This is a genomic window from uncultured Slackia sp., from assembly GCF_944321625.1.
Taxonomy (GTDB): domain Bacteria; phylum Actinomycetota; class Coriobacteriia; order Coriobacteriales; family Eggerthellaceae; genus Slackia.
Map to the genome: position 1 here is coordinate 29,289 of NZ_CALUMA010000026.1, position 17,631 is coordinate 46,919.

General features: G+C 60.5%; 15 protein-coding genes. 4 read left to right on the forward strand and 11 right to left on the reverse strand.

Annotated elements, in window-relative coordinates:
* Window positions 1-407: 407 nt before the first annotated feature.
* From Q0J60_RS02350 to Q0J60_RS02360, 3 genes are all read right to left on the reverse strand, one after another.
* On the reverse strand, window positions 408-1,343 hold the full coding sequence (locus Q0J60_RS02350; protein ID WP_294438623.1) for a DMT family transporter: 936 nt from the start codon (window positions 1,341-1,343) through the stop codon (window positions 408-410).
* Window positions 1,344-1,733: 390 nt separating this feature from the next.
* On the reverse strand, window positions 1,734-2,357 hold the full coding sequence (locus tag Q0J60_RS02355; RefSeq protein ID WP_294438624.1) for an alpha/beta hydrolase: 624 nt from the start codon (window positions 2,355-2,357) through the stop codon (window positions 1,734-1,736).
* 148 nt (window positions 2,358-2,505) lie between these two features.
* The gene (locus Q0J60_RS02360; RefSeq protein ID WP_294438625.1) at window positions 2,506-3,093 is read right to left on the reverse strand and encodes a TIGR00730 family Rossman fold protein; all 588 of its coding nucleotides are present in this window, start codon (window positions 3,091-3,093) and stop codon (window positions 2,506-2,508) included.
* Between the two features lie 142 nt (window positions 3,094-3,235).
* Here Q0J60_RS02360 and Q0J60_RS02365 point away from each other — a divergent pair, with 142 nt between their 5' ends.
* Together Q0J60_RS02365 and Q0J60_RS02370 are read left to right on the forward strand one after the other, a co-directional pair.
* Window positions 3,236-3,904 (forward strand): nitroreductase family protein, encoded by a 669-nt coding sequence (locus Q0J60_RS02365; protein WP_294438654.1) that lies wholly within the window; start codon window positions 3,236-3,238, stop codon window positions 3,902-3,904.
* A gap of 195 nt (window positions 3,905-4,099) precedes the next feature.
* Window positions 4,100-4,405: a hypothetical protein gene (locus tag Q0J60_RS02370; RefSeq protein ID WP_294438626.1), complete on the forward strand. Its 306-nt coding sequence runs from the start codon at window positions 4,100-4,102 to the stop codon at window positions 4,403-4,405.
* Window positions 4,406-4,484: 79 nt separating this feature from the next.
* Here Q0J60_RS02370 and Q0J60_RS02375 read toward each other — a convergent pair whose 3' ends face one another.
* The 4 genes from Q0J60_RS02375 to Q0J60_RS02390 form a co-directional block, all read right to left on the reverse strand.
* Window positions 4,485-5,264, reverse strand: coding sequence for a class I SAM-dependent methyltransferase (locus Q0J60_RS02375; protein ID WP_294438627.1), 780 nt, complete (start codon window positions 5,262-5,264; stop codon window positions 4,485-4,487).
* A complete protein-coding gene (locus Q0J60_RS02380; protein WP_294438628.1) occupies window positions 5,261-6,313 on the reverse strand; it encodes an alcohol dehydrogenase in 1,053 nt (350 codons plus the stop codon). Before Q0J60_RS02380 ends, Q0J60_RS02375 begins: the two co-directional genes overlap by 4 nt.
* 127 nt (window positions 6,314-6,440) lie before the next feature.
* Window positions 6,441-6,974, reverse strand: a complete 534-nt coding sequence (locus Q0J60_RS02385; protein WP_294438629.1) for a cysteine hydrolase family protein — start codon at window positions 6,972-6,974, stop codon at window positions 6,441-6,443.
* 258 nt (window positions 6,975-7,232) lie between these two features.
* Entirely contained in the window at window positions 7,233-8,981 is a 1,749-nt protein-coding gene (locus tag Q0J60_RS02390; protein ID WP_294438630.1) for an FAD-binding protein, read from the reverse strand.
* Between the two features lie 155 nt (window positions 8,982-9,136).
* Here Q0J60_RS02390 and Q0J60_RS02395 point away from each other — a divergent pair, with 155 nt between their 5' ends.
* Window positions 9,137-10,678: a response regulator transcription factor gene (locus Q0J60_RS02395; protein WP_294438632.1), complete on the forward strand. Its 1,542-nt coding sequence runs from the start codon at window positions 9,137-9,139 to the stop codon at window positions 10,676-10,678.
* 97 nt (window positions 10,679-10,775) lie between these two features.
* Here Q0J60_RS02395 and Q0J60_RS02400 read toward each other — a convergent pair whose 3' ends face one another.
* Complete coding sequence (locus tag Q0J60_RS02400) at window positions 10,776-14,216, reverse strand: hypothetical protein (protein WP_294438633.1); 3,441 nt, start codon at window positions 14,214-14,216, stop codon at window positions 10,776-10,778.
* A gap of 257 nt (window positions 14,217-14,473) precedes the next feature.
* Between Q0J60_RS02400 and Q0J60_RS02405 the strand changes: the two genes are divergently transcribed.
* Window positions 14,474-14,671: a hypothetical protein gene (locus Q0J60_RS02405; protein WP_294438634.1), complete on the forward strand. Its 198-nt coding sequence runs from the start codon at window positions 14,474-14,476 to the stop codon at window positions 14,669-14,671.
* Between the two features lie 25 nt (window positions 14,672-14,696).
* Here the strand turns inward: Q0J60_RS02405 and Q0J60_RS02410 are convergent, their stop codons facing one another.
* Genes Q0J60_RS02410 through Q0J60_RS02420 form a run of 3 tightly spaced genes read right to left on the reverse strand, consistent with a single transcriptional unit; the run spans window position 14,697 to window position 17,596 of the window.
* The gene (locus Q0J60_RS02410; RefSeq protein WP_294438635.1) at window positions 14,697-14,813 is read right to left on the reverse strand and encodes a DUF2200 family protein; all 117 of its coding nucleotides are present in this window, start codon (window positions 14,811-14,813) and stop codon (window positions 14,697-14,699) included.
* A 46-nt stretch (window positions 14,814-14,859) separates the two neighbouring features.
* Window positions 14,860-17,007: a Tex family protein gene (locus Q0J60_RS02415; RefSeq protein WP_294438636.1), complete on the reverse strand. Its 2,148-nt coding sequence runs from the start codon at window positions 17,005-17,007 to the stop codon at window positions 14,860-14,862.
* Window positions 17,008-17,056: 49 nt separating this feature from the next.
* On the reverse strand, window positions 17,057-17,596 hold the full coding sequence (locus tag Q0J60_RS02420; RefSeq protein ID WP_294438637.1) for a DUF6933 domain-containing protein: 540 nt from the start codon (window positions 17,594-17,596) through the stop codon (window positions 17,057-17,059).
* Between the last annotated feature and the right edge of the window lie 35 nt (window positions 17,597-17,631).

Genomic DNA, 17,631 nt, shown 5'->3' on the forward strand with positions numbered 1-17,631 from the left:
CTGATCATTGTTGCTATGCCACGCAATTTCCGAGTGGAACGCCTTCAGGCGGAGTGCATTTAAAGCGTTTTTCAGCATTAGGTTAGCCAAAAGGTACATATAAGGAGTGTTTCAGCACGAAGCCGGCCAGAATAGACTGTGGCAGAATGTCGGGCTCGCGGCGGGGCGCCCGGCGCAACGATTATGTTTTCCATTGTGGTCGAAATACGCGCAATGTCTATCCGATACCGTGCCGCGTCTCCCATGGCGGCGCGCTAAGAGCTCAAAGGCAGGCATGGTGGCTGCATTGTGTTGCTGCGAGCTGCAGAAATTGGATGGCATGTTTCCCCTCGGCCATCAAGCGCGGTGAGGCATGGAGGATTGGCGAGCGGAACGGTGGCGTGGGGCGTTGGGGAAGAGTCGGGCTCTCATTTTGTCGAGCTTCGTTGCTTCTTCTTAAGGAATCTGTCGCCCATCTGGGGCAGCGTTTCATTTGCTGCGATGGCGATGAAGATGACGACGAAGCCGATGATGAGGCGTGCGGTAAGAACCTCGCCGTAGAGCGCGACGCTAAAGATGACGCCGAATACCGATTCGAGGCTCAAGAATAGCGATGCTTGAGCAGGCGGCACGTGCGCCAGGGCGATGTTCTGTGTGCCGAAGCAGAAGATGCTGGCGAAGAGTACGAGAAACACGAGCTGGGCCACAACGCTGGGCGTGAACGCGGCAAGCGTCGGCGCGGTTTCGAACGCGGCGCCCACCAGAAGGCCGCAGGCGCCTTCGGTGAGAAATTGGAGCACGGTGAGCGTGAGTACGTCGCCGAGCTGCGAGAACTTGGACACGAACACGATGTGCACGGCGAACATCACGGCGCCGATCAGCGTGAGCCCTTCTCCGATGCCCAACGTCAGCCCAGAATCGGAGCTGCTCACCGAGACCAGCCAGATGCCCACGAGGGCGAACAGGGCTGTGGTCACGTTGATGAGCGTGGGGCGGCGGCGCGCGACAATCCACCAGATGAACGGCACGATTACGCAGTACGTGGCGGTGAGGAACGCATTGATGCCGGGCGTGGTATGCTGGAGGCCAATGGTCTGAAAAAGAAAGGCCGTGAAATCGAAGATTCCCAGTAGCACGCCCATGCTCACCACCTTGCGCGAGATGAAGCGCGCCACGTGCTTGCGCAGCGCGATGAGCAGGATGACTCCAGCCGAGAAAAAGCGAATGCCTATCAGCCACGCAGGTTCAATGGAGCCTACGACGTCTTTCATCATAATGAAGGTGGATCCCCAAATGGCGGTCACGATGATGAGGAGCAGCTTATATGTAGACGCCGGAATAGCGTCGAAGTCAATGCGCGACACGGCGGGTCACCTCCCTTGATGGCGTAGTGCTTGTTCACATGCGAGCGATGGGTTGCGCACGGCTCACATACATTCCGCGCCCTAGACCGCTACAGCGAGGGCGCGGGGTAATGGCATCACGCCATGGTAGAGCAAGAATGCCAGGGGTTCAATGGGCGATGAACTGCGGGCGGTGTACGGCGGCTTTTGCTATTTGTTAAGACCGCATATCACGGCAAGCATCGTGAACGGAGCAAGTATCAGGTTCAGCAGGCAGCCCATGAAAGATTCCTCCTTGTGTCGTGGTTGGGGTTGCTGCTGTGGATTGTGGCAGATTGCGTTGTGCCGCTTGTCCCAATAATGGGTCTATCGTGTGTTGCATAGAATCATTTAAAGCCGAGGATGAATGAGTTACGAATCCGTAAGGAATGCGTCTAATGCTCCAAGCGCTGCTTTGAAGCGCTCGGGAATGTGTTGCATGTGGTTGCCGGGACCGACTACCGTGTCCACTTGGCAACCGGCGTCGCGGAGCAGGTCGGCGCTCGCGTGCATGTTGTCTTCGACGCAACGGAATAGAGGCAAGCCTGACTTGCATTCCTTTTTGCCGACGGAGAGAAACGCGTATCTCTCGTGTCCATCGAATCGATTGACGTCGGCAGGTTTGGAGGGCGCGCACCCCGTTTTTTCGCGGATATAGTCCATCCAGCCTTGATACCACAGCGAACCCGAAATGCTTGCGCACGCATCGAAACGAGTGTCGTTTACGAATGCGTAAAGCGCGAACAGGCCTCCCAGCGAATATCCGCAGATGGCACGCTTGATTGTTCTGCTTCCTTTGCGGGGGAGGGGCGAATGAGGGCTTTCGACGTCGGGAGCGATGCCCAGCCCTGCTTCGATGGCGGGGATCGTGCGACAGGTCAGTTCCTCAAGCGTCTCGCTCCCATGCCCGCCGAACCAAGGCTCATCGTCGTAAAATACCGGCGCTGGCCATGGCGTGAGCGTATCATTCCAGTTGGCGATTGGAATGGAAGCCACTGCTGAAGAAAGGCCTTCTGCTATCGAGGCAATATCAAACGGATGCTCCACCGAGTCGACTACGTAGATGATTGACGGCGACCCGTCGCCACGGTTAAGAATTCGATATGTTGGGGAGGGGCACGACATTGCGCTTCTGCTTCCGGGGCTACTGCGCGATCATTTCCGGTGCGGTGGCAAGGTGTTGGGCGGGGTTCTTCTGCGACTCGTCCAGCATGCCGGCGAACTCTTCCACGCTTTCCGGGAAGTGGATGCGGTCGATATCGACCTGCGAGAGAAATCCCTGGTCAAACATGCTCCGAAGCAGGTCACGCAGCGGGTTGTAGAAGCCGTCGATGTTCATGAGGAAGCATTCGTCCGGTCCAAGCCCCAGCCTGATGCGCGAAAAGATTTCCGAAATCTCCTCCAGAGTGCCCACACCACCCGGAATGGCGACGAACGTATCGGCGAGCTCAATCATCTTCGCCTTGCGCTGCGTCATATCGTCGGTCACGTAGAGGTGCGTGAGGTCATGCTGCGCCACGCCGGCTTCGATGAAGAAGCGTGGTTCCACGCCGTACACCTTGCCGCCTGCGTCCAGCGCAGCGCGCGAAACCACGCCCATCAGCCCGATGGAGCTGCCGCCATAGACCAGTGTATGGCCATTGCGAGCAATCCATTCGCCCAGTTCACGGGCGCATTCGGTGAAATGCGGGTTCTTAGCGGAGCTCGACCCGCAGTACACGGCTATGTTCATGGGGTACCCCCATCTGATAACGACTCGATGACAAACGCCCATTCTATCGCAACGTCCGGTTGTTTCCGTCGTGTGCCATGCGTAAAGTAGTTAAGCGGAAAGGGCAATCCTGCAATTTCGATGGGAGGACAATATGGGCGTCATGGACACTATTCGCGCGCGTCATTCGGTGCGCGATTACGAGGACACGCCGATTGAGGGCAATAAATTGTATATGCTCAAGAACCTGGTGGCCGACGTGGCGGTTTGCAGTGGGTTGGATATTCAGTTGGTGACCGACAATCCCGAGGCGTTCAACATCGTTGCTCGTTTTGGGATCGTTCGCGGAGCGAGCACCCACATTGCATTTCTGGCGAAGGGGTCGGAGGCGGACGAGGCCATTGGTTACTGGGGGCAGCGTATCGCACTTGCGGCGCAGGAGATGGGGCTCAACACCTGTTGGGTCGCCATCATGGCGCGCAAGAAATCCAAAGCGAAACTTACGGATGGCAAGAAGGTGCGTCTGGGGATGGCGATTGGCTACGGCAAAACTCAGGGGAAGCCGCGCAAGACGAAATCCGTCTCAGAACTGAGCGTTATAGAGAGCGCACCGGCTCCTGCATGGTTTGGTGCCGCCATGGAAGCCGCGCAGCTCGCGCCCACCGCCATGAACAATCAAAACTTCCGCATCACGCTGCGAGCCGGCGGCAGAACGGTCAAGGCCGAGGCTACCAAAACGGGCGGTTGGAATTCGGTTGATTTGGGTATCGTCAAGCGCAACTTCGAAGAGGCGGCCAACGAGTGTAAAGCCGATTGGCGGTGGGAGTCGTAATTGCTCATACGCCGTCGATTTCGAATGGCGTATCTTGCTGCGTGAACGTTCGAGCTTTTCTGATGCGGCGACAGCAGAAACCTGCCAGGGCAAGTGCGATACAATTCTTCGTGAGAAAGAGCGGAGCCATCGGGGTAATTCCGGTGCCGTTGGGCGTTGCGGCTTCGGTGCACGGTGCAGGCGGATGGAGGCGTTATGGGCAAGAGCAGGAAGCCTTCGGCGAATATGAAGAAGGTTGCTGCGTTTAAGTCGCAGCTGGGCGAGGGCGGTCTTGGCGGCTTGGATGACATTTTCGCACGCGAAGAAGAGCGGAGCGAGCAGCAGGCGATGGAGCACGACGAGGCGCTCTACGAGAAGGCATGTGCGTCAAAGAACCGCTATTCGAGTCATGCCGATGCAGAAGAGGCCATCCGTTTGTGCGCCGAGCACGGGACGCGTGGTCTGCGTAGCTACAAGTGCCGTTACTGCGGCGGCTGGCATCTGACGTCGAAGCCGCAGTAGACGCAAGAATGCAGCGCAGCATGGCCGGCCGGGTTTGGACCCATCGACGGCAACCGTTGTCGCCGACGCACGGGCGGCGTTAGCCCCGCGGCGGAACGATGACGTCATAGCGCACCGCTTTGCCCGCAAGCGAATAGCTGGGCTTCACGTTCGCCAGATAGGGGCCCTTGGGCGGGCGTTTCACCACGATTTTGCGAGGCTTCGCGGCAAGCGCGGCATGCAGCATCGCGTCAGGGTCCTCGCAGGGCTGCTCCAAGTGGTGGAGCAGCTGAAATTTCTTTTTGACTGCGGCGCTTTTTGTGCGCGCGGGAAACATCGGATCCAGGTATACCACGTCAGGCTGCCGCAACGCGCCGCCGGCGTGCGCGCCGTCATCGACCGAACCCATGCCATTGAGCGCAGCCACGCTGTCGCCCTCGATAAAACACATGCGCGCGATGGCGTCGGCGAGCTCGGGGACGGACGCCGCTCGGCGCAGGGCATCGCGCAAAAGCGCCGCGATGACGGGGTTGCGTTCGAACAGCAGCACACGGAACCCTGCGGCGGCAAGCAGCAGCGAATCCTGGCCGAATCCAGCGGTAGCGTCCACCGCCAAAGGCTCTTCTGCTCCCTTTATCTTGGCGGCGCGCACCAGAAGCTCCTGCTGAAGGCGACCTTGCTTGATGCGGGGAATCATCTCGCTGAAATCGGCGCGCAGCGTCATGCCGTCGCCCGCAAGCGTCAGGCCGGCATCAGTTTCGAGCAGATCAAGGCCGTCCGGGAGGGCTGCGGCGGGCGCGCTTTCGGAGAAGGTCAGCCCCTCCTGCACGTGCCCGCTGCAGGCAGATTCACTTTGCAGAATCGCAGTCTCGTTGCTCATCGATCCTCCCAGGGCGTGATGACCGCCTTGAGGCAATCGTCCTCGTGCGCCTCAAACGCGCGGTACGCCTCGAGGATGTCGTTGAGCGGGTAGCGCTTCGAAATGAGGCAGCCTGTGTCGAGCTTGCCCGCCTCGATGAGCGCCATCACTTCGTCTAGCCCGCTTGCATCCACGCCGCCGGTCTTGAACGTGAGGTTCTTGCCGTACATGCGGGGCAGGGGCAGAATCTGGTCTTGCTCGTACATGGCGGAAACCACCACGACGGCGTTGGGACGTGCGATGCGCCACGCCATCTCGAATGTGGTGCTCCCGCCTGCCGCCTCAATCACGGCATCAGCGCCGCCGTGGCGCGTGAGGGCCTGAACCGCCAGCTCGATGGTGTCGAGGGGCGCGTCGCCGTTGATGAGGCGATCGGCGAGGCGCAGCTTATTGGCAAGCTCTGCGCGTGCCGGGTCGCGTTCGATGAGGATGATGCAGCCTGGATCGTAGAGGCGTGCGCACATCATGGTGGCGATGCCCACGGGTCCTCCGCCAATGACGGCAACCGTGCCGCCCGGTTCGATTTCGGCGATTTTTGCACTCCACCAACCGGTAGCGAGGATATCGCCCAAAAAGAGCGCGTCCTCGTCGCTCACGGAATCGGGGATAGGCGTGCAAGCGCTAGCGGCAAAAGGCACGCGCACGAACTCGGCCTGGCAGCCGTCGATGCGACATCCCAACTCCCAGCCGCCGTGCACACAGTTGTTCACCCAACCGTGCTTGCAGAAATAGCACGTGCCGCAAAACGTCTCACAGTTCACGGCCACGCGATCGCCGGGGGCAAGACCTGCCACGTCGCCTCCGACCTCCTCGATGATGCCTACGAACTCGTGCCCCAGAACGGTGTCGGGAAGCGCGCGGGGCACGGCGCCGCGCATGATGTGCAGGTCGCTCGTGCAGATAGTAGAGCGCGTTACGCGCACGATGGCATCGGCCGCTTCCTCGATGTGCGGCATCGGCCGCTCCTGCAGCGAGATGTTGCCGTATCCGTCATGTACCAGCGCCTTCATGCGTGCCTCCATCTGTTTCGATTAACTGGGGCAATCTTAGCGGGGGAGCGTGATGGCGGCAAGCGGGGCGATGGCGGGGAGTGCAGGGTTTAGGCGCTCCGGGCGGGTGCGAGGTTGGCGCAGGGGTCTAGCGCTCCACTGCGATCTGGCAGCTTGCCATGGTGGCGAGGGCGGCCTCGTGCGCCTCGGGCGTCACACCGGCGCAGCAGCGCGCGTCCACGCTGATGGGAACCTCGGGCATGAAGCCCTTGAGCATAAGCGCATTGGACACCACGCAGATGTCGGTGCACAGCCCCACGAGCTCGATGCTCTCGATGGGTTCCTGTGCGTTCTCGCGTGCCAGATCCTGCGCGAGCTCCACCGAGCAGAACGTGACCTTGCGGTAGGCGGGCAGGTCGTGTTCGGCGCGGATGCTCTCAAGCGCTTCGGCGAGTTGCCACCCGTGCGTTCCCTCTATGCAGTGCTCCACCGGCAGGTTGCGCCCTTCCTGCGTTTGCAGATAGTCAGCCTGGTGCGTGTCCAGTGTGAACACCACGCGCCCGGGAAAGTCCTGCACCTTGCGCACCACGGCATCGACGATGGCCTGCGCCTCGGGCGTGCCCAGCGCGCCGTCGATGAAGTCGTTTTGCATGTCTACCACGATGAGGTATTTGCTGCCCATGTAAGCCTCTTTCCTTTCGGCGGAACGATTGTCCGTCGCATTCGACTTGCTCCGGTTTTTGTTGGGCTTCATTGTGCATGATGCACGTGTCGTTGCCGTTTCAGAATGGTGGGGATGCACAAAAATGCAGCATAGGGGACGGTAATTGGCGTATACGTGAATGGGACGCCGGCAGCGCGGCGCCCCATTCAAGGGAGGGGAGGGTATGGATTCGCCGACGGCGCGGATGCCGGGCGAATGCGCTTCGTAAGGAACGTGTTACAAGTTGGCGACCTGCCTGCCGCACAGCATGCCGAAGGTCACGCAGCGGCCCGCGTTAAGACCGGCGGCAAGGTTCGGGTAAGTGCCATTGTAGTAATTGCCCGAGTCGTTGCCGATGACATACAGGCCCTCAATCGGCTGGTTCTCGGCGTCGAGCGCCTGGAACTTCGTGTTGATCTTGATGCCGTCGAGCGTGCACAGCACCATGCCGGAAAGCTTGCAGGCGTAGTACGGAGGATTGCGCAGCTCGGACAGGCGCCACGCCTCTTTGCCGTACTGGGTGTCTTCCTGGGCATCATAGAGGGCATTGTAATCCTCGACGGTCTTCAGGAACGTCTCCTTATCGATGCCAAACGCGTCGGCAATCTCCTCGAGGGTGTCGGCTTTGATGATCAGGCCGCTCTCCACCATCTCGTCGATGATTGCTGTGGTTCCGTCCACGCCTTCGGGGTCCATCTGGTTGGTGCCTTCGCGCTTGATCAGCGTCGAGCAGCCAATGGTACGGAAGCGGTCGATATCCTCAGGCCAGTTGGAATCCCAGATGTTGAACCAGGCGCGCTGAGAGCTCTTCTGCGCCAGCGCGTGCGGCAGGAAGTCGTACGGCGAGGATTCGTTGGTGATGCGCTCGCCCTCGATGTCCACCTTGAGGAAGGGCTGCGTCGCCATGTGGAAGTACGCGAAATCCATGTCGAAGGGACTACCGGGCAGCTGGTCGGGACGCATGAGGCCGCGGTCGAAGACCATGCAGGTGGGGTTGACATCCTTGACGGCGCCCGCCCACAGGCACGCCTTGATGCCCGTGCCCTGGGCGTTGAAGTTGGCGAAAGGAACCACCCCGCACAGGCTCTTGGCGGAATCGGCCTGCAGCGCCATGAACATGTCGGCGTTGTTAGCGTAGCCGCCGGTCGCTACAATGACACCCTTGGAAGCGTTGATGCGGATGTATTCGCCGTCGGCGTTGGATGCGTAGGCGCCCACCACCTTGTCGCCGTCCTTGATCAGGCATTCGAGGCCGGTCTGGTACCTGAGCTCGGCGCCGTCTTGGGCGAGGAAGTTCCCCTCGATAATCTTGTAGGTCACACCCTCGGCGCTTGCCTCATCTTTGCCGGCTTTGCCGTTATCGAGCATGGCGCCATGACCGGTAGGCCAGCACTTGTAGCGGGTCTCATGGGGCGGCATGAGCCATTCGAGGTCGATCTTGCACTGGTCAACGCCGTCGCACAGGTCGCAGTACCAGTCAACAGCTTCGGCGGAATTGTCGGCCCACAGGCGATGCAGGTCGAACGAAGAGTTATTCAGCGAATAGTGCACCAGGTCGTTGCAGATTTCCAGGGGGTCGATGTCAACGCCGGCCTCCTTCTGCTTCTTGGAGCCCACGGCGCCGATGGCGGATCCGCGCAGACCAGTGCCCACCTCGTATTTCTCGATGAGAAGGGTTTTGGCGCCTTCCATGGCGGCGAAGTTGGCCGCTACCAAGCCGGAGCATCCGGCGCCAACCACCAACACCTCGGTGTCGACGGTTTCGACGCAGTCCTCGTCGGTGATAGCAGGCGCCTCACCCAGCCATGCGGGGGTGTCGCTCGTGGCGGCGGTTGCTTCGGTCGTACCCTCCGCAGGGGCGTCGCTCGTTTCCTCGGAGCTCGAGCTGGTCGAGGGCGAGCAGCCTGCCAATCCCATGGTGGCTGCAGCGCCTGCGACAAGCGCTCCTGTGAGGAAGTTGCGACGAGTCAGTTCGGTCTTGCTCATCCTTGTCTCCTTTCATTGCGAAAGGCGCCTCCCTCGCGTCTTTCGCATAGTCCCCGGATGTCGTCCGGCGGGGTTTCGCCCTCACCGGTATCGACTCCACTACTGTGCGTCTTTTTGCGCGCATGCGCCATCGTGTTAACACGTGAATTCTCGTTTTGCCAGATCAAAAGCATCCCCTGTTTCACGTGAGTTGCTTATGGGGATGTATCAAACTAGAATGGCGCTGCAGAGGGGTTATGCGGTCGGAGGGAAATATGCTTGCTTGGGTTCGTTCGCTCGATTCGTTTCTGGAAAGGGCGAGGATTAGGTATTTCGGCCTTGGCCTACTGCTTGCCTGGGTATATTGCTCCTGGTTTTCTCATGGCATCTTTTCGGCCGATAATTCTGTGGCGGCCTTCACTACGCTGCGTACTTCGCTTTTGTTTTCGGCGGTGGGTTTGCTGGCGATTGTGTTTCGTCCACATAAAGAGATTCCGCTGAAGCCTCAATCTGTCTTTGCGTCTGCCGCGGTTGTTTCGGCGGCGACTCTTCTGTTCTTCATCGTTCCGTCGGGGCCGCTGCTTTTAGCGGTCAGCGCGATGGGCGGATTGGCTTCGGCATTGCTATGGGTCGCTTGGGGTGAGCTATTTTGTCGCATCGATCAGGAGACGGCAGAGTCATGCATTCCTTCGTCACTCGCGGTCTTCGTGCTCGCGGCATTGGTGGTGTACCTCTTGCCTTCGCCCGTATCGGGAGTGGTGTCGGCTCTGCTGCCGCTTGTTTCATGCATGATGCTCTTGCTTGGTGAAAACGCTCAACAAGAGGAATATGTGTTCCCCACGCCAAAGGAGCCATTCTCGCGCGTTGTCCTTCCTCTTTCCCGACTTGCGCTCTGCTCTATGGCGTGCAGCATCGCGACGGGTTTTGTGGTCACGGGGTTTCCTATGATGCAATTCACGGTGGAAGTGCAGGATTTCATCGTGTTCTATATCGCCGGAGGAATTTTGACGGGAGCTATCGCCATATTCGCTATTGCCCATACCAGGAGGATGAATTTCTCGTTTCTCTATGAGTGGGCGATTCCGCTTATCGTGTTTTCCTTATCGTTTTGCGCGTTGAGGACTCCGCTCTCCAACATGTGCGCGGCGGTTCTTGCCTGTTCGGCGGCGCTATGCGTCGAAGTGCTGTTCTATGCGATTTTCGCCCGCATCACTGCGCACAGGCTCTGCTTGCCAAGTGAGACATTCGGCATCTTTAGGGCGGTGGTCCAGCTGGGCTTTCTGCTGGGAGGTTTGCTGAATGTCTGGGCGACGCGGTCTGGTGCGGACGTGGTTGCTGTCTGTCTCTTTCTGATTTGTGCCTGTGTGGTTATGCTTCCGCTGTTCCTGCATTTGCAGGGGAGGTTCGACGAATTTAAGGGCGGAGGCGAATTCGCCGTCGACGGAGTTGCCATCGGCGACCAGGAGGAGACATCGGCGTACGGGCGTCAGGACGCTATGGACGAAATAGCCAAGGAATTCAAGCTTTCGGCACGCGAGGCTGAGGTGTTGCAGTATTTGGGTAGGGGCAGGTCGGTTCCCTATATGCGAGAAGCCATGATGATTTCCAAGAGCACTATCGAGACCCATATCAAGCACATTTATGCCAAGACCAATGTGCATTCCAAACAGGAGTTGTTGGATTTAATCGAGGCGCGCCTCGAGGAACACGCTCAGTGAGATGTCGGACGTTAGGGTTGGGCGCGTTCGAAATCGACATGATGTTGAGGGCCGAGCATGATGCTCGGCCCTTTGTGCTTCACGGGTCCAGAGAAGGCTACTTTCGGGAAGATGTGCGCTTGAATGCGGCGATTGCGATGACTATTCCGGTGACAAGTGTGACGATAGCGGAGAATGTGACGAGAGGCGCTGCAAGGTCGTTCGTCGCGGCAATGGTTTTGTCGTTCGATGCGGCGTTATCCGTGCCGTTCGATTCATGGGAGGGGTTACCGGGGCCGTTGGGAGTTTGGTTCGGCGTTTCTGCGGTGTCTCCTGGGTTCGTGTTGGGGTGATTGGAGCTTCCCGGCGTTTCTTGATTGCCGGGGTCTTCGGGCCGTTCGGGGTTGTCGGGCGTGTCGGGATCATCAGGTTGATCAGGGTCGCTTGGCTGGTTGGGATTGTCCGGCGTGTCCGGATTATCTGGTTCTCCTGGATTATCGGGCACGTCGGGGTTGTTGTCGTCCCCGGGGTCTTCGGGGTTGTCCGGGTTATCAGGCTCGCCGGGGTCGTCTGGAACATCGGGCTCATCCTTCGGCGCGTAGGCGAGTTCCAGGACGCCGTTGTTGCCTAGACGCGCGCGGAGGAGCGGCTTGCCCAAAGCGGTGTAATCGCTCAAAGAAAGCTGCTTGGTAAACGGGGCGGATTCGGTTGCGTTGGGGTCCTTGGCATAGTCCTCCACGAGCGCCGACAAACCGAACTTCGGCGTATGGGCGAGCGCGCAGTATTGCCCGGAATCGTCAGGTGCGAAATACTGCGAAGTCTCGTCCGCGTTGGCGCCTATCGTATAGGGGATGTAGGCTGTTGATTCGTGTGCGGGCGCCGAAGAATCAGGCGTGAGCCCCGAGGCTTCGAAATACGCATCCTCGTAATAGTAGGTGGAATTCGCCTGGGGCGCCGATGTGAGCGGGTCGAGCTGATCGGCCGTGGGTTGCGCGCCTTCCGCAACCATCTGTCCTGGTTTGAGCTGGAATAACGGCGTGTCACGCAGGAACGAATAGTAGCCATTCGTGCTTGCCGTGATGGTCGACATGACGGATTCGGGCGTTATCCCCTCCGCTCCGCCGTCCTTGAACGCAGCTTCGTAGAGACGCAGTTCGCCCGATTCATCGACCGCTTCGTCTCCTAATGCGGCCTTGATTTCATCGGGCGCAACCTCCTCGCCCGCCATGACGCGTTGCGCAATCTGGGCGGCGTCTTCACGCGGGCCTACTTCGAACACGAGCTTTATGGGGGAAAGCTGTGCCGCGTCATCGCTCAGCTCCATGGCCACACTGCCGTCGGTGCGCTGCGTGATATAACATTTCAGCGCCGGGATGCTCTGTGCAGGAATGGAAAGCAAAAGCTCCTGGTTTCCTGTTTCCAGATTCGTTTCGACCATGACCACGAAGTCATAAAGCGGCACATCGGCGCCGGTGTATTGGTTCTGCAGGTTGCCGATGTAGAAGTACGTCTGGCATACGGCGGTCGCTCCTGCGGATTGCGCTGCCTCGATTTTCGTGCGGGTGGCGTCGTCGGCCTTCTCGCGCCAATGGCCCGATTCGACGGCGGAAAGCTCAGCCTTCGAAGCGAATGTGTACCCTTGAGAATCGCTGGGCACCATGGCGTGGTCGTCGTCCACGTACCAAGCGGCGAAGTTCGAAAAATCGGTTTTGTTCGAATAGGCGATCTGTCCGTCGGTGAACGCGTCGTAGAGCAGGTTGTATGCGCCCCATCCCAGGTTGTAACGGGAGTTAAGCGAATACATGAGGTATTGGACCTCGTGGTATGCCTCGATATCCCACGGGTCTGCGAAGCTTGTCGCCACGGCGGCGGCAGCAAGGGATCCGTCCAGGAGGCGTCCCTGGAATTCGATGCCGCTTACGCGCTTCACGTTCATGTACTGGCCCAGGTTGTCCTGGATATGGAATCGCTCGGCTGGGTCGATGCTGGCGGAGGGCGAGAAATTCACCGGCGAGTTGTATTCGATGTCCAGCATGCGATCGACCGCGGCGTTGAACGAGTCGGGGAGGGCTCCCGCGTCCGTCGCGGCGAAGTATTCGGTGGCGCCGTGGAACGCGTAATCGTTGTCAGGGCTGAGCAGGCTTTTCATCGGGTTAGGGAACGTGATGTCACGCGCCTGCAGGTCGCTTTTGCCGGCGGAATAAAGCGAGAGCGTGACGGAGGCTTCGCCTGCTTCAGCCGCCTGGGCGTAGGCGGCGCGCGCCTCGCTGATGTTGTCGCACAGGTTGGTTCCCAGCGCCTCTCCCGTGCCTTCGATTTCGTCGTTCGTCTGCTCCTGGGCTGTTTGGAGCACGTATTGCCCCATCGCCTGGGCGTCAAGGCCCACTGTGTAGAGGCTCAGAGAGGCACCGGATGCCGCGTACGCCTGGTTCACTCGGTTGATTTCGTACTGCATCGTGAGCAGCGTGGCAAGCGCCACGTCGGTGCCGTATCCGATGTTGTACCCGGTGGGAAGCGACCCCAGAAAACCGCCGTCACCCTGCGCCTCGCCCTTGTAGACGGGCGGCTCTGCGATGTTCACGTTGGCTGCCGTGGCGACCTCGGTGCCCATCACCACGAGTTCGGGCGCGCGCGGGTTGTCGGCCGTGGCCTGGCTGCCAGCGTCAGAAAGTGTGTCGCCTGCGAGTGCGATGGCACGCTGGAGGTATGCGTGGCCGCCGAACTTGCCGTCTGCTGTTGCCGTGTCTGACGTGTCGGGCGTTGCGACGATGTGGAACCCGGGCTTTCCTCCCACCGATTTCGAGAACGTGATGTAGTCGCCCGCATCGTTCGGTGTGTAGGTGTCCAGCTGCATGAGCACGGTGGCGTCGATGGAATAGCCGATCACGGCGATGCGCGTGGGCTCAGCGGGCCCCATGTCGTCGGAATTCTCGTCCATGAGTCGGCCGATTGCTTCGTTGAGGGCGGTAGCAAGGTATTCGCCATAGGGCTTGCCGTTGTAGGTGTAGGAGCCGAGCGTCGAATTGAGGCTTATCACGAACACCACGTCGTGCGGCGCCGTTTGTTCGGTGCGTATGGCGGCGGCGGATGAGATGGCGGAGAGCCCCACGAGGAAGTCAAGATCGGGGTCGGCGAGCGTTGGGTCTACGATGCCCGCTGCCTGGGCATCGGCGGATGTGGCGTAGACCGATTTGTCTACCCAGATGCGTCCGACGTCCTGCGTGGACACGCGGAATCCGTCTTCGCTTGCGGGGTCGCTGAACATGTTCTTCCAGGTCGCTGAAGTGTCGGGGTCGGCGATTTTGGACAGATGGGGCGCGGCGGCTGAGGACGACGCATCGGTCGCCGGAGGGGTTTCGCTCTCGTTGGATGAGTCGATGGCGCTTTCGGATGATGAGTTTGCGGCGTCTGGTTCGGGTGCCGCAAACGCCGGAAGAGCGGCGAGCGGCGACAATGGCAGCAACGCGAACGTCATCGCCATAATCGCCAGAAAGATGCCTGGCATGCTGTTGGGCCTGTTGGAGCAGTGACGTTTGGCGTCCAAGGAAATGCGGTTCATGATGCCTCGATTCCGGGCGGCCGCTTACTTTTCGGAAATACATCTAGGCGCGCCCTGTAATCGAATAAGTGTAGGTCACGACCTCGGGTTTTCGGCAAGAGCGAAATGGTCCTGCGAGGGCGGCGCGCATTGCGGTATGGTGAGCGCTTAGGTCCTTTGCTCGCTTGGTGCGTTCCGCGCAAAACGATTCTTGATGCGCGGCATTACTCCCGGGCGTGTGATTTCACCGATTTCGCCAAGCATGGCTGCTGATTGCGATGGCGCTGGTCATCCTCGTGCGGTGGGAGCTTGCCGCCATTCGCCACCCCGAGCGTTTCGACGAGCGCACCAATGCGCGTCTTACGTGCGCCCAGTGCGAGGACAAGCTGTGCTATCTGCGTAAGCCGCTGGCAGCCAAGGTACCCCGCGCCGACCTGCGCGAACTCTTGGCCGCCGATGAGGATAGGGAACGGTAGCGCGCCGCCTTCGCCGTCGAGGGGGCTACTTCGCATCAGCGCTTCGGAGCACCTTTTCCATCGGGCGGCCTTTGGCAAGTTCGTCCACGAGTTTGTCCAGGATGCGGATGTCGCGCATGAGCGGATTCTCGATGTCCTCCATGCGCACGCTTTTCCCTCGGATGCCATGCTTGCCACCTTTCTCTCAACTATCTCCCTTTTACCATAGAGAGCGAGATTTTGCCGCGGTCGCGATCGATGCCAGTGATCCATACGGTCACGGTGTCGCCCACGCTCACCACCTCACTGGGGTGCTTCACGAAGCGGTCGGCCATCTTGGACACATGCACCAGGCCGTCCTGCTTCACGCCGATATCCACGAACGCGCCGAAATCCACCACGTTGCGCACGGTGCCGGTGAGCTCCATGCCTTCGCGCAGGTCGTCGAGGCTTTTGACCGAGCGGCTGAACACCACCTCGGGTGCGTCGTCGCGCGGGTCGCGTCCGGGCTTTTCCAGCTCGGCAATGATGTCGCGCAGGGTGGGAGCACCGCATCCCAGCTGTGCGGCCATCGTCTCCACGTTGCCCACGCGCTTCGCTATATCGGGGATGCCGCCCTGCGCGAGCACGGAAGGCTTGAGCCCCAAGCGTTCTAGCAGGCGTTTCGCCACATCGTAGCTTTCGGGGTGCACGCTGGTGGCGTCGAGCGGGTTGGTTCCGCCGGCGATGCGCAGGAAGCCCGCGCAGTTGGTGAACGCCTTGGGGCCAAGCTTGGGCACCTTCTTAAGTTGGGCGCGGCTGGCGAAGGGTCCGTGTTCTTCGCGATAGGCCACGATGTTGCGCGCTACGGTGGGCGTGATGCCCGATACGTAGCTCAACAGGCTCGCGCTCGCGGTGTTGAGGTCCACGCCCACGCTGTTCACGGCATCTTCCACCACCACGGCAAGCGCCCGGCCCAGCTCGGCCTGGTCGAGGTCGTGCTGGTACTGGCCCACGCCGATGGAGGCGGGCGGAATTTTCACCAGCTCAGAAAGCGGGTCCTGCAGGCGGCGGCCCAGGCTCATGGCGCCGCGCGTGGTGACGTCCAGATCGGGGTATTCCTCGCTTGCCAGCTTGGAAGCTGAATACACCGAGGCACCGGCTTCGTTCACGATGGTGTAGCGCACGTCGGGCGCGCTCTCGGCGATGAAGTCAGACACCACCTCTTCGGTTTCGCGGCTGGCGGTGCCGTTGCCTATGACGATGGTGTTGATGCGGTGCTTGCGCACCAAGGCGGCCAGCGTGCGTTTGGTGCCCGCGGTGTCGGAGCGCGGCGGGGTGGGGTAGACGGTGGTGTAATCCAGCAGCTTGCCGGTTTCGTCCAGCACAGCCACCTTGCAACCCGTGCGGTATCCGGGGTCCAACGCGATCACACGGGCGCCGCGCACGGGGCGCTGCAACAGCAGGCTCTTGGTGTTTTTGGCGAACACGGCGATTGCGTCTTCCTGGGCGCGGCGGGTGAGCTCGGCGCGCAGCTCGCGTTCGAGCGAGGGCGCCATCAGGCGCTTGTATCCGTCGGCCATGGCCGCATCCAACGCATCGGCGAAGATGCCGTGGCGGCGCGGCATGCGGCGGGAGAGGCGGGCGATGGCGGCGTCCTGGTCAACCCGCACATGCACGCGCAGCTTGCCCTCCTTCTCGCCGCGGTTGATAGCGAGCACGCGGTGGTTGGGGATGCGGCGCGTGGGCTCTGAGAAGTCGTAGTAGGGCTCGTAGACGGTTTTCTCGGAAGCGTCGGTGGCATCCACGGCGAGGTCGGCGGTCTTGCGGGTGAATGCGCGCAGGTCGGCGGTACTCTCGGGGTCTTCGGCGATCGTTTCGGCCACAATGTCCTGAGCGCCTTGAAGGGCGGCCTCCGGCGTGGCGAAGCCGGCGTCGGCGTTCACGTAGCGGGAGGCCATGGCAAGCGGGTCGCCCTTGGCGGTGGATTGCAGAAGGATGAGGTTAGCCAGGGGTTCAAGGCCCGCGTCACGCGCCTTGGACGCGCGGGTGGCTCGCTTCTTCTTGAAGGGCTTGTAGAGGTCTTCCACGCGTTGCATGATTGTGGCGTCCTCGATGGCGGCGCGTAGGTCGGACGTGAGCTTACCCTGCTCGTCGATGGCGCGGATGACCTCCTGCTTGCGGGTTTCCAAGTTGCGCAGGTAGGTCAGGCGCTCGTCGAGCGTGCGCAGCGTGGCGTCATCCATGCCGCCGGTCGCCTCCTTGCGGTAGCGCGCGATGAACGGAATGGTTGCCCCGCCGTCGATCAGGTCGATGACGGTTTGGATGCGTGCGGCAGGCAGATTAAGCTCGCGTGCGAGCGCGGTGATGATGTCCAATGGTGCTCCTTGGTTGGTGGTGCTCAATAAGACGGAGTGGGCTTGGAGCTTAGCAGATGCCCTCATCGAGATTGGCCAGGTTCAGCAATTGGCGCAGATCCTCTGCGAACGCATCGACGGGCCTTACGTAGTCGGCACGCGTGGCACAGTGGCAGAATCTGGTGTTGGCGATGGTGCTGAGCTCTGCCTGGAACATGGCATCACGGTCTAGGTCGCGCTCGACGCAGAACCAGATGTCGTCAACCACGCGGTTGAGGCCAGCGACGGGTTTACGGCCGTGCGTCTTGGTGAATACGGGCACGCCAGCGGCATCCAGATACGCGCAGCGCAAGGGCTCAGAAACCCCGGCGGTTTCCATTGCCTGGTCAATCACCTGGGGCACGATGGCATCAAGCTTCTTCCAGTCGGCGCCAGTCATGCAACGGATGCCTGCGAACCGATTGGCGGCATTGACCACCACGAGCAGCTTTCGTCCGTTCACGTCGGCGCGGTGGATGTCCCAACAGAAAAGCAGGCGCGGGTCTTCTCCGTACGGCGGCTGCTTCCAACGGAGGAATTTCTGCAACGGTATGGTGACTCCGATTTCCATAAGATCCCTTTGACTTCGCCTGCTGTCCATTTGGT